This is a genomic window from Pseudacidovorax intermedius, assembly GCF_001476815.1.
In the GTDB taxonomy this organism is placed as follows: Bacteria; Pseudomonadota; Gammaproteobacteria; order Burkholderiales; family Burkholderiaceae_C; genus Xenophilus; species Xenophilus intermedius_A.
This window is the reverse complement of sequence record NZ_LDSL01000050.1, coordinates 13,240-40,066: the sequence shown is the minus strand read 5'-3', so window position 1 is coordinate 40,066 and position 26,827 is coordinate 13,240. Positions and strand designations below refer to the sequence as shown.

Genomic DNA, 26,827 nt, shown 5'->3' with positions numbered 1-26,827 from the left:
CACGCTGCAGGCCGCCATCGACCTGGGCGTGCAGCATTTCGACACGGCCGACACCTACGGCTTCGGCCACAACGAGCAGTTGCTGGGCCGCTTTCTCGCCGGTCTCGGCCCGGCCGACCGGCAGCGGCTGACCGTGGCCACCAAGTTCGGCATCGTGCGCGAGCCCGGCCGCTACGAGCGGCGCATCGACAACAGCGCGGCCTACATCCGCGCCGCCTGCGAGGCATCGCTGCGCCGACTGGGCACGGACTGCGTCGACCTGTACTACTGCCACCGGCGCGACCCGGCCGTGCCCATCGAGGAGGTGGCCGGCGCAATGGCGCAGCTCGTGGCCGAGGGCAAGGTGCGCGCCATCGGCTTCTCGGAGATCGGCCCGGACAGCCTGCGCCGCGCCCATGCCGTGCATCCGGTCGCCGCGCTGCAGAGCGAGTTCTCGCTGTGGGAGCGAAGTCTGGAGGCCGAACTGCTGCCGCTGGCGCAGCAACTGGGCATCGCCCTCGTCGCCTACAGCCCGCTGGGCCGCGGCATGCTGACCGGGGCGCTGCCGGCGGCGTCGGCCTTGCCCGAAGGCGACTTCCGCCGCGCCTTGCCCCGCTTCAATGGCGAGGCCGCCGAGGCCAATCGGCGGCAGGTCGAGGCCTTGAAGGCGCTGGCCGCGCAATGGGGCCTGCCCGCGACGCAGCTCGCACTGGCCTGGACGCTGCACCGCGGCCCCAACGTGCTGCCCATCCCGGGCGCGCGCCGGCAGACCCACCTGGCGCAGAACGTCGGCGCCGCCGCCGTCACGCTGAGCGCCGCGCAGGTCGAGGCACTGAACGCCCTCTTCCCGCCCGGCGCGACGGCCGGCGCACGCTACCCGGATGCGGGTTGGGCGGGGATCGAGACGGCAGCCTGAGGAATCAGCGGGCCGGCGTTCCTTCGCCCAAGTCGGGCAGCGCGCGGGCGCTCGCCAGGCTGCGCGGCGGGAGGTCCAAGGCCGCGCCGTTCGTACTCGGCAGTTGCTGCATCGTGTCGAACAGGCTGCGCTCGCCGTCCTCGGACGGGGGCAGCGTAGGGGTCGTGCCGTCGCCCATCGCGGCTCACCCCGCCTTCTGCACCATCCGGATCACGCTGGAAAAGTCCAGCGCGCCATGGCCCGCCAGGCTGTGCGCGGCATACAGGCTGCGCGCCAGGCCGCCCAGCGGCGTGCTGGCCTTGACGGCCATGGCGTTCTCCTGCGCCAGGCCCAGGTCCTTGAGCATCAGGTCGGTGCCGAAGCCGCCGGCATAGCCCTTGGAGGCCGGCGCCGCCTCCATCACGCCGGGCAGCGGGTTGTACTTCTCCAGCGCCCAGTTGCCGCCGGAGCTGCGGCGCATGATCTCGGACAGCACCTTCGGGTCCAGCCCGTTGGCCACGCCCAGGGCGATGGCCTCGGAGGTGCCGATCATCAGGATGCCGAGCAGCATGTTGTTGCAGATCTTGGCCGTCTGCCCGGCGCCGGGGCCGCCGGCGTGGAAGATGTTGGCGCCCATCTTCTCCAGCACCGGGCGTGCGCGGGCCAGGTCGGCCTCGCTGCCGCCGACCATGAAGGTCAGCGTGCCGGCGATGGCGCCACCGGTGCCGCCCGACACCGGCGCGTCGATGACGGCGATGCCGCGCGCGGCGCCGGCCTCGGCCACCTTGCGCGAGGTGGCGGCGGCGATGGTGCTCGAGTCGATGACCAGCGTGCCGGGTGCGATCTGCGCCAGCAGGCCGCCCTCGCCGAGGTAGAGCGATTCGACGTGCTGGCTGGCCGGGAGCATGCTGACCACCACTTCCGCCCCGCTCACCGCCGCGGAAGCGGAGGCGGCAATGGCCACGCCTTGCGCACGCAGGCTTTCGCAGGCCGCGGCCGAGAGGTCGAAGGCGCTGACAGCATGGCCGGCCTTGTGCAGATTGAGGGCCATGGGTCCGCCCATGTTGCCGAGCCCGATGAATGCGATCTTCATGTGTGTCTCCTTGGGTGATGTCTGGGGCACGGACGGCCGGGCGACTCCGGTGGCAAGGCAAGGTGGGGCTGCGCTGCGGAACCCTGGCGGCCTTGCCCGGGCGCTGTCAGCGCAGCGGCACCAGCTCCGGCGCCATGTCGCCGCGCTCGCGCAGGTGGTCCTGCACGAAATCCGGGGTGATCTCTTCCAGCGTCGCCGGCTGCCACGTCGGATTGCGGTCCTTGTCGACCAGCACGGCGCGGATGCCTTCGGCGAAGTCCTTGTGCGCGCAGAAGCCCAGGGACGCCCAGTACTCCAGCCGGAACACCTCCGCCAGCGACATGCGCGGCACGCGGCGCCACAGTTCCCACGACAGCGCGATGGAACTGGGGGCGCCCTTGGTGAAGGCGGTGGCGGCGTTCTGCAGCCAGGCGTCGTCGGTCTTCAGGGCGCGCAGGCGCCGCGCGATGTCCAGCAGGTCGTCGCCTGCCATCAGCGCTTCGATGCTGTCGTAATGCTCGCGCAGCTTCGACGGCAGGCGGGGCGCGTCCTCGGCCGCGGTGGCCAGCATGCGCGAAAGCAGCGCCCGGTCGGCCTCGCCCTCGCCCTGCCAGGCCGTGGCACCGATGGCCTCCAGCACCTGTGCCTTGCGCGCCTGCGGCACCAGCACGTCGGCCAGGCCGGCGAAGATGGCGTCGGCGGCGTTGATCTGGGCCGCCGTCAATGCCAGAAAGAGCCCCGTGCGCCCCGGCGCGCGCCGCAGGAACCAGCTGCCGCCCACGTCCGGGTACAGGCCGATGTGGATCTCGGGCATGGCGATGCGGCTGCCCTCGGTCACCACGCGGTGCGAGGCGCCCACCATCAGGCCTACGCCGCCGCCCATCACGATGCCGTGGCCCCAGCACAGGAAGGGCTTGGGGAAGGTGTGGATCAGATGGTCCAGCTCGTATTCCTCGCCGAAGAAGCGCTCGGCGTATTCGTTGCGGCGCTCGCCGCAGTCCAGCAGGGTCTGGTAGAGCTGGCGCAGGTCGCCGCCGGCGCAGAAGGCCTTTTCGCCGGCGGCCTGCAGCAGCACGCCGACCACTTGGTCATCGGCCGCCCACTCGCGCAGCTTCGGCGTGAGCAGCCGCACCATGTCCACGGACAGCGCGTTGAGGGACGCCGGCGCATTGAGCGTGGCCACGCCGAAGCGCTTGCCATTGGCGGTGGGCAGGAAATCGAAGAGGACGACAGGTTCGGTCATGGGCGGGGAGCTTAGCGACGCACGGCGCGCTTCGGTATCAAGAACGGGACTGCGTGGCGAACGGATGTCGGCAGCGATGGCGATGGCAGGCGCGGCGCCATGGTCGGCGCTCAGCGCAGATCGGCATCGCCGTCGAGCAGCTTGCGCGCGACGATGAGCCGCATGATCTCGTTGGTGCCTTCCAGGATCTGGTGCACCCGCGCATCGCGCACCAGGCGCTCCAGCGGAAAGTCGCCCAGGTAGCCGTAGCCGCCGTGCAGCTGGAGCGCGTCGTTGCAGACCGCGAAGCCGGCGTCGGTGGCGAAGCGCTTGGCCATGGCGCAATAGGTGCTGGCGTCCGGATGCTGCGCGTCGAGCTTGCTGGCGGCCAGCCGCACCATCTGCCGTGCGGCCACCAGCTCGGTCGCCATGTCGGCCAGCTTGAACTGCAGGGCCTGGAAGCTGGCCAGCGGCTTGCCGAACTGCTGGCGCTCGTGCAGGTAGCGGCGTGCGGCGTCCAGCGCGCCCTGGGCCGCGCCGACCGAGCAGGTGGCGATGTTGATGCGGCCGCCGTCCAGGCCCTTCATGGCGATGCGGAAGCCCTCGCCCTCCTCGCCCAGCCGGTGGTCCGCCGGCACGCGCACGCCGTCGAAGTCGATGGTGCGGGTGGGCTGGCTGTTCCAGCCCATCTTGTGTTCCTTCCTGCCGTAGCGGATGCCCGGCGCATCGGCCGGCACGGCAAAGGCCGAGATGCCCGAGGGGCCGGCACCGCCGGTGCGGGCCATGAGCACCAGCACATCGGTGGCGCCGGCGCCGGAGATGAAGGCCTTGCCGCCGTGGATGACGTAATGGTCGCCGTCGCGATCGGCCCGGGTCTTGAGCGAGCCGGCGTCCGACCCCGCGCCCGGTTCGGTCAGGCAGTAGGAGGCCAGCTTGCGGCCGGCGGTCAGGTGTTCGCCCCACTGCGCGCAGACGGCGTCGGTGCCCCAAGTGCCGAGCATCCAGGTCGCCATGTTGTGGATGGTGATGAAGGCGGTGGTCGAGGGATCGACGGCGGCCATTTCCTCGAACACCAGGGCCGCGTCGAGCCGCGGCAGGCCGAGGCCGCCGATGCGCTCGGGCGCATAGAGGCCGCAGAAGCCCAGTTCGCCGGCCCGGGCGATGGCCTCGCGCGGAAAGATCGCCTCGCGGTCCCACTGGGCGGCATGCGGGGCGAACTCGCTGGCGGCGAAGGCGCGGGCGGTGTCGGCAAAAGCGCGTTGTTCTTCGGTCAGTTCAAAGTCCATGGTGTTTCGTGTCTCTTTGGCGCAAACGCCCTGGTGGAACCGCCGTCTTTCGATCGATTCTGTGGACGGGCCGAATGGGGACGCTGCGCTTTGGCGGTGTCGAGATGTTTGCCGGCGGGGGCGGCGCGCGAGGACCGGCCCGCCGCGGGCTCAGAGTGAGGCGGTCGGCACTGCGTGCCGACTCCGCTGCGATGCTCGCGAACCCGGCCCGCGGCAGAACTCGCTGCGCGCTGGCGCGCTCCGCTCAAACAACTGCCGCGAGTCAGATCACGAAGCAGGCCTGTCCTTCGGCAGGCCTGCGGCCGGGCTCGCTGCGCTTCTCGCCGCCTCACACATCGCCCACGTCGGACCGGTCCTCGCGCGCAGACACGCTGCGCATCATCAAGCCGGCACGCGCGTCCGCGCCCGACATCACCTGCCGGTTGGCCGCATGGGCCACCGGAGCCGGAACCCCTGTCCGCCACGGACTGCAGCCTGCACCGTCGCCCGACCTCGGATGCCCAGAAGACCGGCGGCATGGCGCGCGACGGACGTGACGCGCCGGCGCCATCGCCTGGAGCCGCCGCGAGGCTCCCAATGCCACGAACGGTCGCACCGACACAGACGCGTCCGCGTGGGGATTCGCGCGCCGCCGTCACTCCGGCATGGGCGGCGGTGGGTAGCGCGGCGTGCGCCTGTGAGGCGCCGAGAAGCGCAGTGCGCCCGGCCGCAGGCCTGCCGAAGGACAGGCCTGCTTCGTGATCTGACTCGCGGCAGTTGTTCGAGCGGAGCTGCCGCAGGCAGCGCAGCGAGTTCTGCCGCGGGCCGGGTGCGCGAGCATCGCAGGGGAGTCGGCACGCAGTGCCGACCGCCTCGCTGGCGCACGCCGCGGTACCCACCGCCGCCCGGGCCGGCGCGCCCGCCGCGCACGCCGCGCACGCCGCAGTACCCACCACCGTCCGGGCCGGTGCGCTCAGCGTGAATGCCGTAACCGCCTGCAGCGCCACACCCACCGAGATCGCCGCACCCCGAACAACCCGACGAACCATCACTTCAGGGAGATCGTCGTATTGACCCCCTGCGACACCGTCGAATCGTCGAACCACCGCGCCGTCACCGTCTTGGTCTGCGTGTAGAACAGCACCACCTGCTTGCCGTAGGGCCCCAGGTCGCCCAGCTTCGAGGCCCGCGAGCCGGTGAAGGAGAAAAGCGGCACCGGCACCGGAATCGGCACGTTGATGCCCACCTGCCCCACGTCGATGTCCTCCTGGAACTTGCGCGCCGCGGCACCCGACTGCGTGAAGATGGCCGTGCCGTTGCCGTTCGGATTGGCGTTGATGAAGTCGATGGCCTCGTCCAGCGACGACGCCTCGGCCAGGCACAGCACCGGGCCGAACACCTCCTGGTCGTAGACCGACATGCCCGGCTTCACGCCCGAAAAGATCGTCGGCCCGACGAAGTTGCCCTGCTCGTAGCCCGCCACCTGCGGGTTGCGGCCATCCAGCTCCAGCCGGGCGCCATCGGCCACGCCGCGCTCGATGAGCCCCACCACCCGGTCGCGCGCGGCGCAGGACACCAGCGGCCCCACGTCCGTGCCCTGCTCCGTGCCGGCGCTCACCTTGAGCGTCCTGGCCTTGTCCACCAGCGCCGGGATCCAGCTGCGCGCCTCGCCCACCAGCACCGCCACCGACACCGCCATGCAGCGCTGGCCCGCCGCGCCGAAGGCCGCGCCGGCCAGGGCGTTGAGCGTCTGCTCCTTGTTGGCGTCGGGCATCACGATGGCGTGGTTCTTCGCGCCCATCATGCATTGCACCCGCTTGCCGGCCAGCGTGGCGCGGTTGTAGACGTGGGTGCCGACCCGGGTGGAGCCCACGAAGCTGATCGCCTTGATGTCGCGGTGGTCGCAGAGGGCGTTGACCACCTGCTCGCCGCCGTGCACCACGTTCAGCACGCCCGGCGGCACACCGGCCTCCAGCGCCAGCTCGACCAGGCGCATCGTGACCATCGGGTCCTGCTCGCTCGGCTTGAGCACGAAGGTGTTGCCGGTGGCGATGGCCATCGGGAACATCCACAGCGGAATCATGGCCGGGAAGTTGAAGGGCGTGATGCCGGCGCACACGCCCAGCGGCTGCAGCAGCGTGTACGTGTCCACGCCGCCGGCCACGTTGTTGGCCAGCTCGCCCAGCTGCAGGTTGCCGATGCCGGCCGCATGCTCCACCACCTCCAGGCCGCGGAACACGTCGCCCTCGGCGTCCGGCAGCGTCTTCCCCTGCTCGGCGGTGAGGATGGCCGCCAGCTCGCCCATGTGCTCGCGGATCAGCTGCTGCAGCTTCAGGAAGATGCGCGCCCGCTGGCCGATGGCCGTCTTGCGCCAGGTCTTGAAGGCCTGCTGCGCCGCCGCGACGGCGGCATCCACCTCGTCCGGGGTGGCGAAGGGCACGCGGGCCAGCACCTGCTGCGTGGCCGGGTTGACCACGTCGCGCCATTCGGTGCTGCGGGATTCGACGAACTCGCCGCCGATCAGCAGCTTGACGGTGGGCACCTGCGACGCAGGCTGGGCGGGGTGGGTCATGGCGTGTCTCCTGGATGTTCTTTGGGTGCGGCAGCGTCCCCGTCGGACGCACCGGTGCAGGATAGCTTTGCAGTTTTGCCCCAGCAATAGACAAAAATTCGCGCTCGCTTTGCAAAACTGCAGAAGGCCATGGACTGGGACAACCTGCGCTACTTCCTCGAACTCGCCCGCACCGGCACGCTGATGGCCGCCGCGCGCCGGCTGGCGGTGGACCACACCACCGTGGCCCGCCGCATCCAGGCGCTGGAAAAGGCGCTCGGCGCGCCGCTGTTCACCCGCGAGGCCGGGGGCCACCGGCTGACCGAGGCCGGGCTGCGGCTGCAGCCGCAGGCCGAGGCCATGGAAGCCGCCTTCCGCAGCATCGAAAGCGCCCGCCCCGCCCTCGCGCCGCAGGCGGGCCTGAGCGGCGTGGTGCGCATCGGCGCGACCGAGGGCTTCGGCACCCTGGTCCTGGCCCCGGCCCTGGCCGCCTTTGCCGCCGGCCATCCGCGCCTGGTGGTGGACCTGCTCGCACTGCCGCGCCTGCTGCAGCTGTCGCGGCGCGAGGCCGACATTGTGGTCGCGCTGGAGCGGCCGGCGCGCGGCGCGGTCGTCGCCGCCCGGCTCACCGACTACAGCCTGCAGCTCTATGCCGCGCCGGCCTACCTGGCGCGGCACGCCCCCATCCGCCGCCGCGAGGACCTGCGCGGCCATGCCTTCATCAGCTACGTGGACGACCTGCTGTTCTCGAAAGAGCTGCGCTTCCTGGCCGAGCTGCTGCGGCCCGATGCCTTCTCGCTGCGCAGCACCAGCGTGCTCGCCCAGCACCAGGCGGCCGTGGCCGGCGCCGGCATCGCCGTGCTGCCGGCCTTCGTGGCGCAGGACGACCCGCGGCTGGTGCCGGTGCTGCCCGGCGTGGCGCGCTTCACCCGCAGCTTCTGGATGTCCATGCCGGCCGAAGGCAAGCAGCAGCCGCACGTGCTGGCCGTGTGGAACCTGCTCAAGGCCATCGCCGAGCGCGAGCAGCCGCGGCTGATGCCCCCGGACCCCGGGGCGCCAGCGGCCTGAGTGCACGGCATGCCGCGCAAGCGGCGCAAGCGGCGCGGCGGACTACTTCACTTTCGCGGGCGACACCTGCACCCGGTTGCGGCCGCTGGTCTTGGCCGCGTAGCAGGCCGCATCGGCCGCGGCCACCCAGTCCTGCGCCGTGCGGATGTCCGGCGTCAGCTCCGCCACGCCGATGCTGGCGCCGACGCGCAGGTCGGTGCCCTCCCAGGGCACGCCGATCTCCTGCACCGCCACCCGGATCCGCTGCGCCACCGCCAGGGCGGCGGTGCCGCTGCACTGCTCCAGCAGCAAGGCGAATTCGTCGCCGCCCAGCCGCACGACCAGGTCGCCCGAGCGCGACTGCGCCGCGATGGCCTGCACCACCAGCTTGAGCACCTCGTCGCCGGCCAGGTGGCCCGCGGTGTCGTTGATCGGCTTGAAGTGGTCCAGGTCGATGAAGATCAGCGCCGCCGGGCTGAACAGCTCCCGGTTGCCTAGCACCCGGGCAATGCGCTGGTCGAAGAAGGTGCGGTTCGCTGCGCCGGTGAGCGGGTCATGACGGCTCTGCCATTCGAGACGCTGGCGCACCAGCTTCTGCTCGGTGACGTCGGCCAACGTCCAGATCTCGCCCAGGCCCAGGTCTTCCCAGTCCACCGGCCGGCTGCGCAGGTTGGCCCAGAAGCCCAGGCCGTCGCTGCGGCGCAGCCGCCAGTCGCCGCCGTAGGGCACGCCCAGCGCCGCGGCGCCGGTCGCGGCCTGCTGGAAGCGCACGAAGCCGTCCGCATCCTCGAACAGTTCACGCGCAGGCCGGCCGAGCATCTGCGGCGCGTCGTTGCCGAACAGCCGGCAACATTCCGCGCTGGCCAGTTCCACGATGCCCTCGCGCACGAAGGCCACGCCGACCGGCGCCGCCGCCAGCACCGCCTTCAGACGGGTCTGCATCTCGGCGTTGGCATGCGCCAGGCCGGACTGCTCGACCGCGAACTGGCGCAGCAGGCCCGACAGCTGGCCCAGTTCGCCGCCGCCCCTGGGCCAGTCGGCCGCCGGTTCCGGATCGGCCGACGGGCCCACCAGCCGCTGCGTGCGCCGCACCAGCCTGCCCAGCGGAATCAGGCGCCACACGGTCCAGGCGCTGCCGATCAGCGTGGCCAGCCAGAGGGCACCGAGGGACAGGATCAGCGTGTGCTGCAGGCCGTCCTGCAGCGCACCGCTCAGGCTGGCGGCGGGGCGCGACTGCCAGACGATCCAGGGCGTGTCGGCCACCGGAATACCGGCGATCACCTGGCCGTCCGCCACGAAGGAAAAGCCCACCATGTCATGCGGTCGGCCCTGCGCCACCCAGTCGTCGTAGGCGGCGGCAAAACGCGGCTCGCGCGACAGCGGCAGGCCGACCAGCGCCAGGCCCGCCTCGTGGCTGAGGATGTGGCCCTGCGCATCGGTGATGACGCGCACGGCCCCGGCCACCCGGTCGCCTGGCAGGCGGCCGAGATCGCCGCTCTCCAGCCGCAGCACCCCCGCCACCACGGCCACCACGCGCTGGCCGTCGAGCACCGGCTGGGCCATGACGATGGCGGTGCGACCCGAGTCGCGCCCCACCACCGGCGGCGACATCACCGGCTTGCGCGTGCGCAGCATTTCCTGGAAGTACGGCCGGTCTAGCACCGACGCATGCGGCGGCGCCAGTTGCAGGCCCTGCTCGTCCAGCCGCACCAGCCCCCGGCCTTCCGGATCGACGAGGAACAGCGCCGAAAACGCGGTGTCCAGCCCGGGCGCGACGAGCGAGAAGGTCTGGATCCGGGCCTCCTGCGTGGCTTGCGCCTGCACCAGCCGGGCGGTGCTGGCGATCACGTTGCGCCGCTGGCGCTGCAGGGCCGTCAGCGCTTCGGCGCTGGCCCGCGCGCTGGCCCGCTCATGGTCCTCGTCGGTGATGCGCGCGGCGGTGACGGCCAGCTGGGACAGGGCCAGCCAGATGGCCAGGCTGACCACGGTGACGAGGATCACCCAGGCCGTGAGCAATTCGGCACGCAGCCGGCTGCTCGTCTCGATGGCCGTGGGCGGCAAGGCACTGCGCGCGGCCGCCGAGGGTCCGCGCAGCTTCAAACGGGGAAAGCTTTTCACAAGGACGGGCTTTTAACATTTTGTCGACGTTTCGTCGTCCTTGCCGCCGACCTTCGTGCGCTTCCTCGGCGCGCGAGGCGCCGGATTCAGGGCAGCGATGGCCCCGGCGCGGCGCCGCCCGCCGCGTCGGCGGCGCTGGCCGGCCACAGCGGGTAGGCTTCGTAGGCGTCGATCCAGGTCAGCACCTGCTCGGCCGGCATCGGCCGGGCGATGCCGAAGCCCTGTGCCAGGTGGCAGCCCAGGGCGAGCAGCGCCTCGCCGTGCTCCCGCGTCTCCACGCCCTCGGCCGTCACCTCCAGGTTGAGCGCGGCGGCCAGCGAAATCACGCCCTGCAGAATGGCCCGGTCCTGCGCGTCCGTGAGCACGTTGCGCACGAAGGACTGGTCCAGCTTCAGGCCGCTCACCGGCAGGCGCCGCAGGTAGGCCAGGGAGGAATAGCCGGTGCCGAAGTCGTCCATCACCACCGCCACGCCGAGGTGCCGGCAGGACTCGATGAAGGCCGCGGCCAGGCCCATGTCGCGGATGGCGCTGGTCTCCAGGATCTCCAGCACCAGCGCGCCCGGATGGCGCTCGGGAAAGCACTCGAGCAGCGACCACAGTCGCGGCACCAGATCCGGCCGCATCAGCAGGCCCGCGCTCACGTTGACGCTCACCGAGAGGCGCCGCCCCTGCGCCGCCCAGTTGCGCGCCGCCTCGATGGCGGCGCCCAGCGCCCATTCGTTGAGCTGCTCCGCCAGCTCGTGGTCCTCGATGGAGGGCACGAAGTCGGCCGGCTGCAGTTCGCCACGCTCGGGATGGCGCCAGCGGCTGAGCGCCTCCACGCCGACGATGGTGCCGCGGCGCATGTCCACCTTGGGCTGGAACACCAGGAAGAACTCGCCGGCGTCAAGCCCCTCGGCGATGCGCTGGCGCAGCAGGGCCGCCTGCTGCTCGTGGGCATGCTCCTGGGCGTCGAAGAAGTTCACCTGCCCGCCCCCCGCGCGCTTGGCGCCGAAGGCGGCCTGGCGCGCCTGTCGCAGCAGCACCTCGACGGAGGGGCCCTCCTGCTCCCGCAGCGCCACGCCCACGCTGGCGCCGACGGTCAGCGGCTGGCCGTAGACCTGGAAGTCCTCGCACAGCCGGCCGACGCAGTAGTCGAGCAGGTCCTGGCATTCGGGCCGGCCGGCACCGGGCAGCACGGCGGCGAATTCGTCCCCGCCCACGCGGGCGAGCGCGGCGTCCTCCGGCAGGCCCAACTGGAGCCGGTGCACCACCTCCAGCAGCACGGCGTCGCCGCCCGAGGGGCCGAAGCGGGCGTTGATCTCGCGGAAGCGGTCCAGGTCCAGGTACACCACCGCCAGCCGGGGCATCGGCGTGTTGCGGTGGGCGAACAGCTCCGGCAGCGAGGGCAGCCGGCCAGGCAGGCGCGTGAGCGGGTCGAGCCGGTGCAGCACCTCCGCGCCGGGGCCGCGGCTGGCGGTCCACAGCACGCTGCCGTCGTCGGCCCGCTCGCCGCGCAGTTCGACCTGCACCCGGCCCTTGGGCGTGCGCAGCCCCACCCAGCAGGCGGGGCCGGGGCCGACGGGCGGCACCTCGGCCTCCTCGAAGCCGCGCTCGCCGGGCGCCAGCAGCGCGCGCGCCTTCATGCCGGCCTGGGCGGTGCCGGCCGTCAGCGCCTGCGCGGCCGCGTCGGCCCAGCGCAGCACGCCGGCGACGGTGCGGAAATGGCAGACCACCGGACGAGGGACTCGAAAGGGCATGGGCGTCGGCGTCGGGGTGGGCAGACCGGCGGGCAGGAAGGGCGCGGGGTCGTCCGGCGGCGACATCAGTTCACCCGGCGTGGCCCGGCGCCTTCCGCCTCGTAGTGCCGTGCCTTGTCCTCGTACATGGCGCGGTCGGCCGCCTGCAGCGCCGTGTCGACCGACTCGCCCTGACGGCAGGTGGCCGCGCCCATGGCGAAGCTCAGCAGGTGGCCCGAGGGACCGGCATAGAACTGGTTGTTGAGGTCGACCAGCGTGTTGAGGTGCTCGCGCACGCTGCGCACGCCGCGCTCGTCGGTATCGGGCATCAGCACGATGAATTCGTCGCCGCCCACGCGCGCCACGCAGGAGGGCGTGTCCACCAGCTTTGCCAGCACCTCCCCGGCGCGGCGCAGCAGCGCGTCGCCGGCGGCATGGCCGACCTGGTCGTTGACCTGCTTGAGGCCGTTCATGTCGAGCGTCAGGATGGACAGCGGCCAGGGGCCCTTGCGCGACAGACGGGCGATTTCCTCCGTGTAGAACGTGCGGTTGCGCAGCTGCGTGAGCACGTCGTGCGTGCCCAGGTACTCGAGGTAGGCTTCGGCACGGCGGCGGGCGGTGATGTCCACCAGCGACAGCAGCACGAGGTCCCAGTTGTCCTGCCGGTCGGGCAGCACCGAGAACTGCATGTAGATGTGCACCGCCTCACCGCCCAGGGTGTAGTTGACCACCTCCCGCTGCTGCGTCGTCTTGCCGTCCCACAGGTCGCGCAGCTGCTCGGCGAAGGAATCGTGCATCTCGCCGCGGAACACCCGGGACAGGCTGCGCAGCAGCGTGGGCTTGTCGGGCGCGCCGAACATGCGCAGCGTCTCCTCGTTAACGTCGAGCACACGGATTTCCTGGATGCAGCGGCCCACGAACTCGGGGTGCACCTTCAGGAAGGTGCCGAAGTCGCGGATGCCCTGGGCCCGCACGCCGTCCAGCAGCCGCTTGACGCCGCTGAAGTCCTCCACCCATAACGACACGGGCGAGCGTTCAAACAGGCCGCGGGCGTAGCGCTCGCTGGCCTCGCGCATGCGCTCGGCGCGTACGCGGGCGGTGATGTCGTCCAGCGACACCAGTGCGCGCGACCAGTCGTGCTCGTGGCCGGGCAGGATGCGGATGCGGACGTTGACGTCCAGTCGCCGGCCGTCGAGTGCGTAGTTGACCGTCTCGTTCTGAATTTCGGTGTGGCCGGCCCAGAACTGGGCCAGCTCGCCAATCACCCGGTCGGCCATGTCGTCGCGGAAGATCTCCGGCAGGCGCGCCACCAGCTCGTCCTGGTCGGCGGCGGCGAACAGGCTCAGCGTCTTCTGGTTGACGCGCAGCACGTGGATGCTAGCCATGCACGCCGCGCGGCGGGCGGGATCGGCCTGCAGATGGACCGCCAGGTCCGTCACGCCCTCGGCGCGCCAGCGGTCGAAAAGCTGCTTGAGTCCGCTGTAATCCTCGAGCCAGAGCGAGACTGGCGCAAGGTCGAACATGGTCTGGAAATCGTCGGATGACGTCATGGCGGCGGACGCGTGAAACAGCGTCGGATGCTATCAGCAGCGGCCCGGCAGGAACGACCGTATCTGCCCTCGGTACGAACCGGCGCACCGGTGCCCGCCTGACGTGGAGCAGGAAGCGGGCTCGGCCCGGTCCGGCCGGGCTCAGCCGGCGTCGGCCGGCGCCTCGTGGGCCAGGGCCTGGGGCGTCAGCCCGATGTGGCCGCCGCCCTCGTCGTCCAGGAACTCGACGATGTCCGGAAAGCGCTGCAGGAAGGCCTTGAAGCTGCGGCAGCCGAGCAGGCCTTCGTCGAAGGCGGGCATCAGCCGCTTCATGAGCGACTTGAGCGCACCGCAGTGCACGCGGTTCTCGCCCTGGCGCGCGATGATCTGCGTCACGGCCTTGACCAGGGCCTCGCGGGCCAGTTCCACCGTCAGCACCGTCGGGCCGCCATCGACCGGCTCGTCGGCGTCGCCGCCTTCGGGCGCGCCCTCTTCCGCCAGCCGCGAGGCCGCCACCGCCTCGCTCGCCTGGCGCAGCTTGAGCAGCGCGCCGTAGAACTTGAACTCGTTGCAGCTCGCGATCCAGTAGCGGTTGCTGTTGCCCTCCACGCCCACGCCGCCGATGAAGCGGCCGGCCTGCTTGACCTTCTGCGCCAGGCTGATGAAGTCGCTGTCGCAGGAGACCACCACCACGTGCGTGATGTGCGGATGGCTGTGCAGGTCGGACAGCGCATCGAGCGCCATGCGGATGTCGGCGCTGTTCTTCATGTTGGCGCCGCGCGGGAAAAGCTGGATCAGGTCGATGCCGGCGCCGTTGAGCGCATCGCGGTAGCGCGAGAAGAACTGCCAGTTGGCATAGGCGCGGTTGATCACGACGTCGCCCAGGGAGGCGGCGTAGTCGACAATCACCTCGACCTCCGCCACGGGCATCTGGACCGTGAGCCGGTGTTCGCGGTAGTAGTCCTGGCCGTTCTGCTGGTCGGTCAGGACCGCGTGCAGGTTCTCGAAGTCCCAGTACAGGGCCACCTTGGGCGCCTGCACACCGGCGCCGGTCCATTCACTCATCGATTGACTTTCACTGCAGGAGCGTGACTCCCGTCTTGGCTTGCACGGCGTCGAAGCTGACGCCATCGGCCAGCTCGACCACCTTCAACCCCTCGGGGGTGACGTCGAGCACGGCCAGGTCCGTGATGATACGGTCCACCACCCCCACGCCCGTGAGCGGCAGGGTGCACTGGGGCAGGATCTTGAGGTCTTCGGTGCCGTCCTTCTTGCGCGCCACGTGCTCCATCAGCACGATCACCCGCTTGACGCCGGCCACCAGGTCCATGGCGCCGCCCATGCCCTTGACCATCTTGCCGGGGATCATCCAGTTGGCCAGGTCGCCCTTCTCGCTGACCTGCATGGCGCCCAGGATCGACAGGTTGATCTTGCCGCCGCGGATCATGGCGAAGCTCTCGTGGCTGCCGAAGATGGACGAGCCCGGCAGCGTGGTCACGGTCTGCTTGCCGGCGTTGATCAGGTCGGCATCCACCTGGTCTTCCGTCGGGAAGGGGCCGATGCCGAGCATGCCGTTCTCGCTCTGCAGCCAGACTTCCTTGTCGCCGACGAAGTTGGCCACCAGCGTCGGGATGCCGATGCCGAGATTGACGTAGAAGCCGTCTTCCAGCTCCTGGGCCGCGCGCGCGGCCATCTGGTCTTGGGTCCAGGGCATGGGGAACTCCTCTTTACTTGCTGTCGTTGTTCTTGACGGGGGCCGGCACTTCCGCGCCGGCGGCAGCCTGGGCGATCACGGCCTGGGCCTCGACCTTGGCGGCGAGCGCATCCACGGGCGCGGCAGCGCTGACGGTGCGCTTCTCGATGCGCTTCTCGGGGCTGGCGTTGAGCACGATGCGGTGCACGTAGATGCCCGGCAGGTGGATGTCGTCCGGGGCCAGCTCGCCCACTTCGACGATCTTCTCGACCTCGACGATGCAGACCTTTCCCGCCATGGCCGCGGCCGGGTTGAAGTTGCGCGCCGTCAGGCGGAAGCGCAGGTTGCCGGACTTGTCGGCCACGTCGGCCTTCACCAGCGCCACGTCGGGCACCAGCGAACGTTCCATGACGTAGGTCTCGCCGTCGAATTCGCGCAGTTCCTTGCCTTCGGCCACCAGCGTGCCCACGCCGGTCTTGGTGAAGAAGGCCGGAATGCCGGCACCGCCGGCGCGCAGCTTCTCGGCCAGCGTGCCCTGGGGCGTGAATTCCAGCTCCAGCTCGCCGGCCAGGTACTGGCGCTCGAACTCCTTGTTCTCGCCCACGTAGCTGGCGATCATCTTTTTGATCTGCCGCGTCTCCAGCAGCTTGCCCAGGCCGAAGCCGTCCACGCCCGCGTTGTTGGAGATGCAGGTCAGGTCCTTGACGCCGCTTTCCTTGAGCGCCTCGATCAGCGCCTCGGGAATGCCGCACAGGCCGAAGCCGCCGACTGCCAGCGTCTGGCCGTCGGCCACGACGCCGGCCAGCGCCTCCTTGGCGGAGGCATAGATCTTGTTCGCCATGGGTCCTCGCTTGAAGAATGTGAGGGTTGGAAGGAAGGGAAACCCCGCAACGATACTACGTACGCACATACGTAGGATTTCGTAATGGACGCACCCGAGGCCCCTGCCCTGGCCGACCCTGCCATCGACTACCGGCTGGCCTTCGAGCATGCGCCGGTGGGCATGGTGCTGTCGCGCCAGCGGGTGATGGTGGACTGCAACGCGCGGCTGTGCGAGATGTTCGGCGCCACGCGCGAGCAGCTCGTCGGCCAGTCCTTCCGGCTGCTCTATCCCAGCGTGGCGGAATACGAGCGCATCGGCCGGCGCATGCTGCCGGCCCTCAATGCCAGCGGCCGCTATGCCGACAACCGCATGATGCGGCGCCTGGGCGACCTGCACGGCATGCGCGGCGGCCAGACCTTCTGGTGCCACGTCACCGGCCGCGCCCTCAACCGCGAGGCGCCGCACGAGGCCGGCATCTGGACCTTCGAGGACCTCGGCTCGCGCCGCGAGGACAAGGCCGAGCTGACGCCGCGCGAGCGCGAAGTGGCGGCGCAGCTGATGCAGGGCCTGACCAGCAAGGAGATGGGCCGGGCGCTGGGCATCAGCCACCGCACGGTGGAGATCCACCGCGCACGGCTGATGCGCAAGTACGCGGCCGCGACCACGGCCGAGCTGGTGCAGAAGCTGCTGGCGGCATGAATCAGGCCGACACGCCGTCCAGGTCCAGCGAGCGCAGCGCCTCCTGCTCGATGTCGTGGTCGTACAGCGCGCGGCGCAGCTGGGCCGAGTTGGCGATCTCGCGGTCGCGCTGCGCCAGGTCGGCGTACTGGGAGTCGTAGCGGCGGCCGTTCCGGCGCGCCTCGGCCTGGACCATCGAGGTGCGCGGGCGGCGCAGCGCCTCGTAGCGCTGCAGGGCCTCGGCCGGCGGCCGGCCCTCCACATCGGCGGCCTGCAGCAGCACGGCCAGCGCGGTGCCGTCCTCGATCGCCTGGTTCGCACCCTGCCCCAGGTGCGGCAGCATCGGATGGGCGGCGTCGCCCAGCAGCGCCAGGCGCCCGTTCACCCACTGGCCCAGCGGCTGGCGGTCGTACAGGCCCCACCAGAAGCAGGATTCCACCTGCGACAGCAGGCCGGTCACGCGCGGATCCCAGCCCGCGAAGGCGGCCGCCAGCTCGTCGCGGTCGCCCACGGCCGACCAGGATTCGGCCGTCTCGCTCGCCGTGGGCACGAAGCCCACGTAGTTCAGCAGCTCCCCGCGGCGCACCGGGAACACCATGAAATGTTTGCCTTCGCCCATCCAGACCAGGTGGGCCTCGCGCCGCCACTGCGGCACGCGGTCCGCGGCGATCAGGCCGCGGTAGGCGCGAAAGCCGGCGTATTCCGGCGCCGAGGGCGCGACCACGTGTTTCTGCAGCACCGAGTTGATGCCGTCCGCGGCGATCACCACGTCCGCATGCGCCACCTGGCCGTTGTCGAAGCGCAGCTGCGCGCCCGTCTCGTCCTGGCTGAAGCCGGTACAGCGATGGCCGGTGTGGATGGCGTCGGCCGGCACCGCGGCGGCCAGCACGGCCAGCAGGTCGGCCCGGTGCATGCCGTACATGCCGTTCCAGCCGGCGGAGTCGGTGGTGAGGATCTGGCCGACCACCGAGCCGTCCATGCGGCAGTACTCGGAGCCGGGCCCCACCCGCGCGCCCACGGCCGCCAGCGGCGCGCGCAGGCCGATGCGCTCCAGCTGGCGCAGGCTGTTCGGGTAGATGAACACGCCGGCGCCGACCTCCTTCAGCGCCGCCGACTGCTCGTAGACGGCCACGCTGATGCCGCGGTGCACCAGCGCCGCCGCCGCGGCCAGGCCGCCGATGCCGCCGCCGACGATGGCCACATGCAGCTTCTTCGACATGGAGACTTCCTTCCCGTTCATTTGCCGCTCTTGAGCGTGGGCGCGAGCAGGTCGCGGACGGACCCGTACTCGCTGGTGATTTCTTCGGCCAGGCCGCTGGCCGGCTTCCATTCCTGGGCAATGCCCGCGGGCAGCAATTGGGCCGAGATGGCCGGATCGCGCGCCACCTTCTCCAGCGCGGACGCGACCGTGTCGACGATCGGCCGCGGCACGCCGGCCGGCATGAAGAAGCCGAACCACACGCCCAGCAGGTCGGCCTTGTAGCCCGCCTGCCGCAGCGTGGGCACCGTCGCGAATTCCGGGAAGGGCGACGACAGCGCCAGGCCGCGCAGCGTGCCGGCGCTCATGTGCGTCCCGACCGCGCCGAGCGCCAGGATCACGGCGTCGATGTGGCCGCCCAGCAGGTCGGTGATGGCGGGGGCCGCGCCCTTGTAGTTGATGGAGCCGAGGGTGACGCCCGCGGCGTCGTTCATCAGCTGCACGCTGATGTCGCCCACCGAACCGGGCCCCGCATTGCCGATGCGGATGCCGTTGGGCGTCTTGCGCGCCTGGTCGAGCAGGTCGCGCACGGTCTTGAAGGGCGCATCCTTGCGCACGGCCAGCACCGAGGGACTGCGCGTGGTCAGGCCCAGCGGCACCAGGTCCTTCAGCGGGTCGTAGTCCGCCGCCTCGGGCTCGATCACGCGGCGCACGGTGAGCGGACTGTTCTGCGCATAGAGCAGCGTGTAGCCGTCCCTGGCGGCGCGGATGACCGACTGGGTGCCCAGCGAGCCGCCGGCGCCCGGCCGGTTGGTGACGGTCACGGGCGTGCCGAGCAGACGGCCCAGTTCCTGCCCCATCAGGCGGGCGGCGCGGTCGGCCGCGTCGCCGGCGGCCAGCGGCGTAACGATGTTGATGGGCTGGCGCGGATAGTCCGCCGCCCGCGCCAGGAGCGGCGCCGCCAGCAGCGGTGCGAGCCGCAGCAGGTCTCGTCTGTGGATCATGGTGTGTTGTCTCTCGCGGTATGGAGTCCGGACGGCGATGTGCCGTGCCGGCTGCGGTAGGCCACCCGGCGGCCCCTGTCCGAGCGGTCGATTCTGTGGACCGGGTCCGCCAGCGGCAATCGCACTTTGCGCATTGCGCACAAAATGCCGCGATGACCGATGCCGAGCGCGCCCATTCCCGCGACTTCGTCGCCTCGCTGGACAAGGGCCTCAGGGTGCTGCTGGCCTTCGAGCGCCGCCATGCCAAGCTGAGCCTGTCGGAGGTGGCCCGCCTGACCGGCTACACGCCGGCCACCGCGCGCCGGTTGCTGATGACGCTGCACACGCTGGGTTATCTGCACACCGACGGCAAGCGCTTCTGGGTGTCGCCGCGCACCCTGCTGCTCGCGCGGCCCTACCTGATGTCACGGCCTGCGCCGCAGACCGCCCAGCCGGTGCTCGACCAGCTGGCGGAGCGCACGCGCCAGTCCGCCTCGCTCGGGCTGCTGCTCGACCGGGAGGTGCTCATCATTGCGCGCTCGACCGGGCGCCGGACGCTGTCCACCGGCCTGGGCATCGGCTCGCTGCTGCCGGCCTTCTGCTCGTCCATCGGCCGTGCGGTGCTGTCCGCCTGGGCGCCGGCGTCGGTCCAGCAGTATCTGGCGGCGACGCCGCTGGAGGCCTGGACACCGCGCACCGTGCAGGACCTGCCGTCCGCCATCGAGCAGGTCGCGCATTGCCGCAGCTTCGGCTGGGCGGAATGCGACGAGGAGCTTGAACTGGGCGTGCGCTCCATCGCCGTGCCCATCGTCCGGCCGCAGCAACCGACGGTGGCAGCGGTCAGCCTGTCGGTGCGGGCCGAACGCATGTCCATGGCCGCCTTCCGCCAGGCCCATCTGGCCGCGTTGCTGGAAGCGCGTGACGCACTGGCAGCGACGGTGAGCTTCGACTGAGTCATCGGCACCGCGCCCATCCGTGCCCACGCTGCGCCTGTGTCCAGCCGCAACGGCGATGCAGGACTACCCGGCGTCGGAAGACATCCGACGCCTGGGGCCGGGAGCGCCTTCCAGCCTGGGTGCCTTCCACAACATCCTGAAGGAGCAAGACCGATGGCCACCCGACCCGAAATGACCGGCGACCGCGACAACAACCGCGCCATGCGCTGGGGCATCCTCATCGTCATCGTGCTGGTGATCGGCGCGATCTTCGCGTTCTTCCGCACCGGCGGCGAAGCGCCCGGCGAGCCGGCGCCGCCCATGGGGCAGTCCGCTCCACCGCCCGCCAGCGACGGTGGCACGGGCATGGCGCCCGGAACGGGTGGCACGGGCTCGACCGGCATGGGCGGCGGCACCGGTACGACCGATCCCAACGTCCCGGCCAACGGTCTGCCCTCCACCCCGGGCACCGGCACGACCAACACGCCCGGCGGCAGCAGCGGCACGGGTACGGGTACCGGTTCCGGCGCAAGCGGCAGCGGCACGGGCGCCACGGGCACGCCCGGCAGCGCCGATCCGGCGAACGGCAGCAGCCCGCCGGCCACTGGCGGGTCGGGCTCGTCTCAGTGAGCCGCGAACCCTGGCGCAGGCTCACCAGGCCATGCTGAAACGCAGCTTGACGAAGTTGGCGCCGGGGTTCGGTTCCTTGATGCCGCCGTTGGAGTAGTGCTGCAGGCGCAGCGACAACTCATAGGCCTGGCGCTCGCCGAAGCGGTAGCCCAGGCCCAGCACCTCGGTGAACTGGAAGGCGGTGCTGAAGCGGTTCCTCGGCGTGGCGTAGAGCCGGTCCATCAGCGTGCCGCCCAGCCCCAGTTCCAGGAACCACGGCGTGCCGGGCTCGCCGAGCAGGTGCCGCCACATGGCCGTGGCACCGATCTGCGAATAGCCCGCATCCGTCCCGTCCGGCCGCGGCGCCTGCCAATGGCTGGCCCACACATCCCAGTGGAGCGTCAGCGGACCGGCCTGGCGCGCCACCGACGGGAAAAGCTGCGAGGGCAGCAGCACGCCGGCGGTCACCGAATCGGTGGACTGCGTGTGCAGCACGCTGGTGCCGCCCTCCATGTAGACGCGGCGCCCGTCGCCCGTACCTTCCTGTGCCGCGGCGGGCATGGTGGCTGACACGGCCACCGCCGCCAGGACCAGGGGCGTGGCGCGCCTTGGCAGCAAACGGCCAGCGCCCCGGCAAAAGCGGTTTGGCATGCAGACTCCAGGAGTTGGAATGAATTTTCTAGAATTTTCATTCTAGGAATTGGCGGTGCGCCCTCGGGCGGAAGGGACAATGGCCCCATCGCCCTCTCCAGCTTCTTGCGACGCATGCCCTCGAACGCACGGATTTCTGTCATGGACCCGGAGCCGCCTCCGCAGGACAAAGGGGGGGCCCGCCGTCGGCAGGTGCTGGAGGCCGCGGCCCGCTGCTTCAGCGAGCACGGCTTCCGCGGTGCCAGCATCCAGCGCATCTGCGAGGCCGCAGGCATGAGTCCGGGCCACGTCTACCACTACTTCCGCAACAAGGAAGCCATCGTGGCCGGCATCGTGGAACAGGACCTGCAGGACACGCTGGCGCGCATCCAGCGCATGCGCGAACGCGGGCAGAACCAGGGCGTGCTCGCCGCCTGCCTGGGCGAGGTGGACACCGGCGTGGCACGCTGCGCCGGCGAGCCGGCGCGGCTGCAGCTGGAGATCCTGGCCGAGGCCAACCGCAGCCCGGCCATCGCCGCCGTGCTGCAGCAGGCGGACCGCCTCAAGCGCGACGAGCTGCTGGCGCTGCTGCGCGCCCTGCCCTCGCTGCGCGGACTGTCGGCCGCGGAACTCAAGGCGCGGGTGGCGGTGATGTGCACCCTGTTCGAGGGCCTGGCCGTGCGCACGCTGCTGGACCCGACGCTCGACCGCGCCGCCACCGGCCAGGCGATCAGCCGGGTGGTGCGCCTGCTGCTGGAACAGCCGGAAGAGACCTAGGCGCGCCGGCGCATCGGCCATCGCACGGCTGAGACCTCACCCCCGCCCGCGCAGGTGCGACGCCACGACGACTGCCGATCAGGTGCGGCGGCTGCTAGCGGCTTGAATCCGTCACTCGCGCAAGCCGCGCGAGTCGCCAGATGCCCGCCGCACGCTCCCCCCTCGAATGGCCGCAGCGCAGGCCACGCGGCACATCCGCGGAACCGGCTTTGCCGGGCCGCTGGATGTGCCCCCTCGAGGGGGGAGGCGTAGCGCGAAGCGCGCAGCCTGGGGGTGTTCGTGATCTACACGATCTGCTGCCACGCCTTGTCCAGCCGCTTGATGCTCACCGGCTGGGGCGTGCGCAGTTCCTGCGCGAAGAAGCTCACGCGCAACTCTTCCAGCAACCAGCGGAACTCGCGCATGCGCTCGTCCGTGGCGCCCTTGCGCTCGGCCACCAGGCGCCAGTAGCGCTGCTCCTGCGGCTTGAACTCGGCCAGCTTCTGCGCATCGCGCGCGGGGTCGGCGCGCAGCTTGTCCAGGCGCAGCACGATGGCCTTGAGGTAGCGCGCGAAGTGCTGCAGCTGCGTCCACGGCGCGTCGGCGATGAAGCGCTTGCCGACCAGCCGCTGCAGCTGCTCCGCCGTATCCTTCACGGCCTCGGGCTGGGTCTTGGTGTCCTTGATCTTGCGCTGGGCCGCCGCGTACTCGGTCAGGATGGTGGCGGCCAGACGCGCCACCTCGCTGGCGATCAGCGTCAGCCGGCCGCGGCCTTCGTCCAGCCGGCGCTTGAAGCTGGCCTCGTCGGTGGGCAGCGGCTCCTGCAGGAAGGCGCGGTCCAGCGCCACGTCGAGGATCTGGGCGCGAAGCTCTTCCAGCGTGCCCAGCGGCATGTAGGCCACGGCCATCTTCTGCAGGTCGGGGATGTTCTTCTCGAGGTACTTGAGCGCGTCGCGGATCTGCAGCGCCACCAGCCGGCGCAGGCCGGCCCGGTGCTTGGCGGCGGCCACCTCGGGCTCGTCGAAGACCTCAATGGTGACGGCATCGCCGCCATCCACCAGCGCCGGAAAGCCGATCAGCGTCTGCGCGCCGCGGCGCACCTCCATCAGCTCGGGCAGTTCGCCGAAGGTCCAGGCGGTGTAGCGCTGGCCGGCCGGCGGCGCGGCAGGGCCCGGCGCCGCCTTGGGCGCGGGGGTGGCGGTCTTGCCCCCGCCCGGGGTCGACGCAGCCGGCGCAGGCGCAGGCGCCGCGCGGCCCTTGAGGCCCGCCAGCGCCTGGAATGCGCCGCGCGCCTTGCTGCCCAGCTCGCCCTTGAGCGCCCCCAGGTTGCGGCCCATGCCGAGCTGCCGGCCGTGCTCGTCCACCACCTGCAGATTCATGAACAGGTGCGGCGGCAGCATGTCCAGCTTGAAGTCGGCGCGTTTGACATCGAGGCTGGTGATGTCCCGCACCTGCTTGAGCAGCGCATCGGTGAGCGAGCCGGCGCCGAAGGCCTCGGGCGTGCCCAGCACTTCGGCCAACCGCGCCGCCGACTCCGGCAACGGCACGAAGCGCGAGCGCGGCTTCTGCGGCAGGCTCTTGAGCAGCGCCTGGATCTTGTCTTTGAGCATGCCCGGCACCAGCCATTCGCAGCGCTCCTCGCTCACCTGGTTGAGCACGAAGAGTGGCACAGTGACGGTGACGCCGTCGCGCGGGTCGCCCGGCTGGTGCAGGTAGGTGGCGGCGCAGTCCACGCCGCCGAGCTTGACGGTGGGCGGAAAAGCCTGCGTGGTGATGCCCGCCGCCTGGTGGCGCATCAGTTCCTCGCGGGTGAGGAACAGCAGTCGGGGGTTCGTCGCACTCGCCTGCCGGTACCACTGCTCGAAGGCATGGCCGTTGGCCACGTCGGCCGAAACCTGGGACTCGTAGAAGGCGTAGATCAGCGCATCGTCGACCAGCACGTCCTGCCGGCGCGACTTGTGCTCCAGCGCCTCCACCTCGCGCACCAGCTTGCGGTTGGCGGCCAGGAAGGGCAGCTTGCTCTCCCATTCGCCGCCGGCCAGCGCCTCGCGGATGAAGATCTCGCGCGCGCCGGCCGGGTCGGCCTTGGCGAAGTCCACGCGCCGGCCGCTGTAGACCACCAGGCCGTAGAGCGTGGCGCGTTCGAAGGCGGTGACGCGGGCGTCCTTCTTTTCCCAGTGCGGGTCGAGGAGCTGCTTCTTGAGCAGGTGGCCGGCGACTTCCTCGATCCACTGCGGCTCGATGTTGGCGATGCCGCGGCCGAAGAGGCGCGTGGTCTCCACCAGCTCGGCGCAGACGATCCAGCGGCCCGGCCGCTTGCGCAGGTGCGCGCCCGGATGGCGGTGGAACTTGATGCCGCGCGCGCCCAGGTATTCGCCGGAGGACGAGCCGGCCTCCTCGTCCATCTTCCAGCCGATGTTGCCCAGCAGGCCGGCCAGCATGGACTTGTGGATCTGCTCGTAGCCGGCGGGCGTGGGATTGAGCTTCCACTTGTGCTCGGTGACGACGGTGAGCAGCTGCGAATGGATGTCGCGCCATTCGCGCACCCGGCGCACGCTGATGAAGTTCTGGCGCAGCAGCTGTTCGTACTGGCGGTTGCTGAGCTTGTGGGTGGGCTGGGCGGCGGCCGGCGCGGGCGTGGCTTCGGCAGGCGCGCTCATGCGCTGGCTCACCGGCAACACCGCCGCGCTCGCCTTCTTCGGCCCCTGCGTCGCGGCCGCCATCTCGCGCCGGTTCTGCGCCACCGGCGCGCCGCCGCGGGCCTCGTGCAGCCATTTCCACAGCGTCAGGTAGCCGCTGAACTCGCTCTTCTCGTCGTCGAACTTCGCGTGGGCCTGGTCGGCCTGCTGCTGGGCCTCGAGCGGCCGGTCGCGCACGTCCTGCACGCTCATGGCCGAGGCGATGACCAGCACCTCCTGCAGCGCGCCGCGCGTGCGGCCTTCCAGGATCATGCGGCCCACGCGCGGGTCCAGCGGCAGCCGGGCCAGTTCGCGGCCGATGTCCGTCAACTCGTTGGCGTCGTCCACCGCGCCCAGCTCGCCCAGCAGCTGGTAGCCGTCGGCCACGGCCCGGCCACTGGGCGATTCCAGGAAGGGAAACGCCGCCACGTCGCCCAGGTGCAGCGACTTCATCCGCAGGATCACGCCGGCCAGCGACGAGCGCAGGATTTCCGGATCGGTGAAGCGCGGCCGGCTCGCGAAGTCCTTCTCGTCGTAGAGCCGGATGCAGATGCCGTTGGCCACCCGGCCGCAGCGGCCCGCGCGCTGGTTGGCCGCGGCCTGGCTCACGGGCTCGACCAGCAACTGCTCGACCTTGCTGCGGAAGGAATAGCGTTTGACCCGCGCCGTGCCGGCGTCGATCACGTAGCGGATGCCCGGCACCGTCAGCGAGGTCTCGGCCACGTTGGTGGCCAGCACGATGCGCCGGCCGGTGTGGCCTTCGAAGATGCGGTCCTGCTCGGCCTGCGACAGCCGCGAGAACAGCGGCAGCACCTCGGCCGCGCGCATCACCGGCTGGTGCGACAGGTGCTTGCGCAGGTGGTCGGCGGCCTCGCGGATCTCGCGCTCGCCGGGCAGGAACACGAGGATGTCGCCTGCGGCGTTGCCCTGCCAGAGTTCATCCACGCCATCGGCGATGGCGTCGTTGAGGTCGTATTCGCGCGATTCCTCGAAGGGCCGCCAGCGCATCTCGACCGGAAAGGTGCGGCCCGACACGTAGATGACCGGTGCCGGTCCGGCCTTGCTCTCGAAATGTCGGGCGAAACGCTCGGCATCGATGGTGGCCGAGGTGACGATCACCTTCAGGTCCGGCCGCCGCGGCAGGATCTCGCGCAGGTAGCCCAGCAGGAAGTCGATGTTCAGCGAGCGCTCGTGCGCCTCGTCGATGATCAGCGTGTCGTAGGCCTTGAGCAGCGGATCGGTCTGCGTCTCGGCCAGCAGGATGCCGTCGGTCATCAGCTTGACCGAGGCGTCGCGGCTCAGCCGGTCCTGGAAGCGGACCTTGTAGCCCACCACCTCGCCCAGCGGCGTCTTCAATTCCTCGGCGATGCGCTTGGCCACCGAGCTGGCGGCGATCCGCCGCGGCTGCGTGTGGCCGATCAGCCGGCCGCGGCCCTCGGGCGCATTGAGCTTGCCGCGGCCCAGCGCCAGGGCGATCTTGGGCAACTGGGTGGTCTTGCCCGAGCCGGTCTCGCCACAGACGATGACCACCTGGTGGGCCTGGATGGCGGCGGCGATCTCGTCGCGCTTGGCGGAAACGGGAAGGGAATCGGGAAAGTCGATCTGGAGCGGCACGCCCGCATTATCCCATGCACGAGTTCACGTGCTACACTGATTTTCGTGTAACGTGAAGGACGCCGGCATGACCAACCTCACCCTCACCCTCGACGACGCGATCATCAAGAAGGCCCGCGTGCGCGCCATCCAGGAAGGCACGTCCGTCAGCGCCAAGGTGCGCGAGTTCCTGGCGGCCTATGCGATGGGTCAGGACCAGCAGCAGGCCGCGGCCGAGGCCTTCATTGCCGCAGCGCAGCGCAGCCGGGCCAACACCGCCGCCGCATCCTGGTCGCGAGAGGATGCCTACGACCGGCCCTACCCGGGCGGCGGCGCATGATCACTTTCTTCGATACCAACGTCCTGGTGTATGCCGTGGATGCCGGGCATCCGGTGCGGCAGAAGCAGGCCATCGACCGGCTCGCGCGCGCGGTGAAAGAAGGGACGGTGGCACTCAGCACGCAGGTGCTGCAGGAGTTCTACGCCGTCACCACACGCAAACTGCAGCCGCCGCTCAGCCATGTCGATGCGGTCTACCAGATCGAGCAGCTGAGTGCCTTCCAGGTGATGGGCAGTTCTGCGCAGAGCGTGGCCGCAGCCCTCGCGCTGGTCGACAAGCATCGGCTGCAGTGGTGGGATGCCCTCATCCTTGAAGCCGCCCTGCGCGCGGGCGCCGACGTGCTCGTCAGTGAGGACGGCCAGGCCGGACAGCGCTTCGGCAAACTGGTGGTCGAGAACCCGTTCTCACCCCTCTGAGCGGCACGCGGTGTGCGGGCCCGGCCCGTGCGTCCCGACGCGTGCTGCCTTCATGGCGTCGCCATCATGCAGGGCGTCTGCTCATGGACAATCCGCGGT

At 70.8% G+C, this 26,827-nt stretch carries 23 protein-coding genes; 8 read left to right on the top strand and 15 right to left on the bottom strand.

Annotated features, from left to right (window positions below; all coding sequences use genetic code 11):
* A partial coding sequence (locus NS331_RS07515; RefSeq protein ID WP_058641389.1) for an aldo/keto reductase occupies positions 1-895 on the top strand: 895 nt, incomplete at its 5' end.
* 4 nt (positions 896-899) lie between these two features.
* Here NS331_RS07515 and NS331_RS26590 read toward each other — a convergent pair.
* The 5 genes from NS331_RS26590 to NS331_RS07495 all read right to left on the bottom strand — a co-directional run bounded on the left by NS331_RS26590 (position 900) and on the right by NS331_RS07495 (position 7,005).
* Positions 900-1,073, bottom strand: coding sequence for a hypothetical protein (locus NS331_RS26590; protein WP_193758060.1), 174 nt, complete (start codon positions 1,071-1,073; stop codon positions 900-902).
* Positions 1,074-1,079: 6 nt separating this feature from the next.
* Positions 1,080-1,967 carry a 3-hydroxyisobutyrate dehydrogenase gene (gene mmsB / locus NS331_RS07510; RefSeq protein ID WP_058641388.1) on the bottom strand — a complete coding sequence of 296 codons (888 nt, stop codon included), beginning with the start codon at positions 1,965-1,967 and terminating at the stop codon, positions 1,080-1,082.
* A gap of 106 nt (positions 1,968-2,073) precedes the next feature.
* Positions 2,074-3,189 (bottom strand): enoyl-CoA hydratase/isomerase family protein, encoded by a 1,116-nt coding sequence (locus NS331_RS07505; RefSeq protein ID WP_058641387.1) that lies wholly within the window; start codon positions 3,187-3,189, stop codon positions 2,074-2,076.
* Positions 3,190-3,299: 110 nt separating this feature from the next.
* Entirely contained in the window at positions 3,300-4,454 is a 1,155-nt protein-coding gene (locus NS331_RS07500) for an acyl-CoA dehydrogenase family protein (RefSeq protein ID WP_058641386.1), read from the bottom strand.
* A 1,027-nt stretch (positions 4,455-5,481) separates the two neighbouring features.
* Positions 5,482-7,005, bottom strand: a complete 1,524-nt coding sequence (locus NS331_RS07495; protein ID WP_058641385.1) for a CoA-acylating methylmalonate-semialdehyde dehydrogenase — start codon at positions 7,003-7,005, stop codon at positions 5,482-5,484.
* A gap of 129 nt (positions 7,006-7,134) precedes the next feature.
* Between NS331_RS07495 and NS331_RS07490 the strand changes: the two genes are divergently transcribed.
* A complete protein-coding gene (locus NS331_RS07490) occupies positions 7,135-8,052 on the top strand; it encodes a LysR family transcriptional regulator (RefSeq protein ID WP_058641384.1) in 918 nt (305 codons plus the stop codon).
* 42 nt (positions 8,053-8,094) lie between these two features.
* On the opposite strand, the gene NS331_RS07485 is transcribed toward NS331_RS07490, so the two are convergent.
* The 6 genes from NS331_RS07485 to NS331_RS07460 all read right to left on the bottom strand — a co-directional run bounded on the left by NS331_RS07485 (position 8,095) and on the right by NS331_RS07460 (position 15,930).
* Positions 8,095-10,149 (bottom strand): sensor domain-containing diguanylate cyclase, encoded by a 2,055-nt coding sequence (locus NS331_RS07485; RefSeq protein ID WP_153012775.1) that lies wholly within the window; start codon positions 10,147-10,149, stop codon positions 8,095-8,097.
* 86 nt (positions 10,150-10,235) lie between these two features.
* On the bottom strand, positions 10,236-11,888 hold the full coding sequence (locus tag NS331_RS07480; protein ID WP_153012774.1) for a putative bifunctional diguanylate cyclase/phosphodiesterase: 1,653 nt from the start codon (positions 11,886-11,888) through the stop codon (positions 10,236-10,238).
* Between the two features lie 65 nt (positions 11,889-11,953).
* Positions 11,954-13,417, bottom strand: a complete 1,464-nt coding sequence (locus NS331_RS07475; protein ID WP_058641381.1) for a sensor domain-containing diguanylate cyclase — start codon at positions 13,415-13,417, stop codon at positions 11,954-11,956.
* Between the two features lie 141 nt (positions 13,418-13,558).
* The gene (locus NS331_RS07470; protein ID WP_058641380.1) at positions 13,559-14,461 is read right to left on the bottom strand and encodes an NYN domain-containing protein; all 903 of its coding nucleotides are present in this window, start codon (positions 14,459-14,461) and stop codon (positions 13,559-13,561) included.
* 10 nt (positions 14,462-14,471) lie between these two features.
* Positions 14,472-15,110, bottom strand: a complete 639-nt coding sequence (locus NS331_RS07465) for a 3-oxoacid CoA-transferase subunit B (RefSeq protein ID WP_058641379.1) — start codon at positions 15,108-15,110, stop codon at positions 14,472-14,474.
* A 13-nt stretch (positions 15,111-15,123) separates the two neighbouring features.
* Entirely contained in the window at positions 15,124-15,930 is an 807-nt protein-coding gene (locus tag NS331_RS07460; RefSeq protein ID WP_058641378.1) for a CoA transferase subunit A, read from the bottom strand.
* Positions 15,931-16,014: 84 nt separating this feature from the next.
* Here NS331_RS07460 and NS331_RS07455 point away from each other — a divergent pair, with 84 nt between their 5' ends.
* Complete coding sequence (locus NS331_RS07455) at positions 16,015-16,611, top strand: LuxR C-terminal-related transcriptional regulator (protein WP_058641377.1); 597 nt, start codon at positions 16,015-16,017, stop codon at positions 16,609-16,611.
* Between the two features lies 1 nt (position 16,612).
* Here NS331_RS07455 and NS331_RS07450 read toward each other — a convergent pair whose 3' ends face one another.
* Positions 16,613-17,809 carry an FAD-dependent monooxygenase gene (locus tag NS331_RS07450; RefSeq protein WP_058641376.1) on the bottom strand — a complete coding sequence of 399 codons (1,197 nt, stop codon included), beginning with the start codon at positions 17,807-17,809 and terminating at the stop codon, positions 16,613-16,615.
* 17 nt (positions 17,810-17,826) lie between these two features.
* Positions 17,827-18,792: a tripartite tricarboxylate transporter substrate binding protein gene (locus tag NS331_RS07445; RefSeq protein WP_058641375.1), complete on the bottom strand. Its 966-nt coding sequence runs from the start codon at positions 18,790-18,792 to the stop codon at positions 17,827-17,829.
* Between the two features lie 152 nt (positions 18,793-18,944).
* On the opposite strand from NS331_RS07445, the gene NS331_RS07440 reads away from it, so the two are divergent.
* Positions 18,945-19,724, top strand: a complete 780-nt coding sequence (locus NS331_RS07440; protein ID WP_058641374.1) for an IclR family transcriptional regulator domain-containing protein — start codon at positions 18,945-18,947, stop codon at positions 19,722-19,724.
* A gap of 156 nt (positions 19,725-19,880) precedes the next feature.
* A complete protein-coding gene (locus NS331_RS07435) occupies positions 19,881-20,336 on the top strand; it encodes a hypothetical protein (protein ID WP_153012773.1) in 456 nt (151 codons plus the stop codon).
* Positions 20,337-20,357: 21 nt separating this feature from the next.
* Here NS331_RS07435 and NS331_RS07430 read toward each other — a convergent pair whose 3' ends face one another.
* Positions 20,358-20,876, bottom strand: a complete 519-nt coding sequence (locus NS331_RS07430; protein WP_193758059.1) for an acyloxyacyl hydrolase — start codon at positions 20,874-20,876, stop codon at positions 20,358-20,360.
* Positions 20,877-21,107: 231 nt separating this feature from the next.
* Between NS331_RS07430 and NS331_RS07425 the strand changes: the two genes are divergently transcribed.
* The gene (locus NS331_RS07425; protein ID WP_153012772.1) at positions 21,108-21,722 is read left to right on the top strand and encodes a TetR/AcrR family transcriptional regulator; all 615 of its coding nucleotides are present in this window, start codon (positions 21,108-21,110) and stop codon (positions 21,720-21,722) included.
* A 284-nt stretch (positions 21,723-22,006) separates the two neighbouring features.
* Here the strand turns inward: NS331_RS07425 and hrpA are convergent, their stop codons facing one another.
* Positions 22,007-25,993 (bottom strand): ATP-dependent RNA helicase HrpA, encoded by a 3,987-nt coding sequence (gene hrpA / locus NS331_RS07420; RefSeq protein WP_058641370.1) that lies wholly within the window; start codon positions 25,991-25,993, stop codon positions 22,007-22,009.
* A 67-nt stretch (positions 25,994-26,060) separates the two neighbouring features.
* Here hrpA and NS331_RS07415 point away from each other — a divergent pair, with 67 nt between their 5' ends.
* Together NS331_RS07415 and NS331_RS07410 are read left to right on the top strand one after the other, a co-directional pair.
* Entirely contained in the window at positions 26,061-26,312 is a 252-nt protein-coding gene (locus NS331_RS07415; protein WP_058641369.1) for a DUF6364 family protein, read from the top strand.
* The gene (locus tag NS331_RS07410) at positions 26,309-26,728 is read left to right on the top strand and encodes a PIN domain-containing protein (RefSeq protein ID WP_058641368.1); all 420 of its coding nucleotides are present in this window, start codon (positions 26,309-26,311) and stop codon (positions 26,726-26,728) included. The genes NS331_RS07415 and NS331_RS07410 overlap by 4 nt, the downstream gene beginning before the upstream one ends.
* Positions 26,729-26,827 lie beyond the last annotated feature (99 nt).

What these genes read in the sequence shown, in the direction of transcription:
- NS331_RS26590 (WP_193758060.1), bottom strand. Translation starts at nt 1,073, where the DNA reads ATGGGCGACGGCACGACCCCTACGCTGCCCCCGTCCGAGGACGGCGAG.
- mmsB (WP_058641388.1), bottom strand. Translation starts at nt 1,967, where the DNA reads ATGAAGATCGCATTCATCGGGCTCGGCAACATGGGCGGACCCATGGCC.
- NS331_RS07505 (WP_058641387.1), bottom strand. Translation starts at nt 3,189, where the DNA reads ATGACCGAACCTGTCGTCCTCTTCGATTTCCTGCCCACCGCCAATGGC.
- NS331_RS07500 (WP_058641386.1), bottom strand. Translation starts at nt 4,454, where the DNA reads ATGGACTTTGAACTGACCGAAGAACAACGCGCTTTTGCCGACACCGCC.
- NS331_RS07495 (WP_058641385.1), bottom strand. Translation starts at nt 7,005, where the DNA reads ATGACCCACCCCGCCCAGCCTGCGTCGCAGGTGCCCACCGTCAAGCTG.
- NS331_RS07490 (WP_058641384.1), top strand. Translation starts at nt 7,135, where the DNA reads ATGGACTGGGACAACCTGCGCTACTTCCTCGAACTCGCCCGCACCGGC.
- NS331_RS07480 (WP_153012774.1), bottom strand. Translation starts at nt 11,888, where the DNA reads ATGCCCTTTCGAGTCCCTCGTCCGGTGGTCTGCCATTTCCGCACCGTC.
- NS331_RS07475 (WP_058641381.1), bottom strand. Translation starts at nt 13,417, where the DNA reads ATGACGTCATCCGACGATTTCCAGACCATGTTCGACCTTGCGCCAGTC.
- NS331_RS07470 (WP_058641380.1), bottom strand. Translation starts at nt 14,461, where the DNA reads ATGAGTGAATGGACCGGCGCCGGTGTGCAGGCGCCCAAGGTGGCCCTG.
- NS331_RS07465 (WP_058641379.1), bottom strand. Translation starts at nt 15,110, where the DNA reads ATGCCCTGGACCCAAGACCAGATGGCCGCGCGCGCGGCCCAGGAGCTG.
- NS331_RS07460 (WP_058641378.1), bottom strand. Translation starts at nt 15,930, where the DNA reads ATGGCGAACAAGATCTATGCCTCCGCCAAGGAGGCGCTGGCCGGCGTC.
- NS331_RS07455 (WP_058641377.1), top strand. Translation starts at nt 16,015, where the DNA reads ATGGACGCACCCGAGGCCCCTGCCCTGGCCGACCCTGCCATCGACTAC.
- NS331_RS07450 (WP_058641376.1), bottom strand. Translation starts at nt 17,809, where the DNA reads ATGTCGAAGAAGCTGCATGTGGCCATCGTCGGCGGCGGCATCGGCGGC.
- NS331_RS07445 (WP_058641375.1), bottom strand. Translation starts at nt 18,792, where the DNA reads ATGATCCACAGACGAGACCTGCTGCGGCTCGCACCGCTGCTGGCGGCG.
- NS331_RS07440 (WP_058641374.1), top strand. Translation starts at nt 18,945, where the DNA reads ATGACCGATGCCGAGCGCGCCCATTCCCGCGACTTCGTCGCCTCGCTG.
- NS331_RS07435 (WP_153012773.1), top strand. Translation starts at nt 19,881, where the DNA reads ATGGCCACCCGACCCGAAATGACCGGCGACCGCGACAACAACCGCGCC.
- NS331_RS07430 (WP_193758059.1), bottom strand. Translation starts at nt 20,876, where the DNA reads ATGCCCGCCGCGGCACAGGAAGGTACGGGCGACGGGCGCCGCGTCTAC.
- NS331_RS07425 (WP_153012772.1), top strand. Translation starts at nt 21,108, where the DNA reads ATGGACCCGGAGCCGCCTCCGCAGGACAAAGGGGGGGCCCGCCGTCGG.
- NS331_RS07415 (WP_058641369.1), top strand. Translation starts at nt 26,061, where the DNA reads ATGACCAACCTCACCCTCACCCTCGACGACGCGATCATCAAGAAGGCC.
- NS331_RS07410 (WP_058641368.1), top strand. Translation starts at nt 26,309, where the DNA reads ATGATCACTTTCTTCGATACCAACGTCCTGGTGTATGCCGTGGATGCC.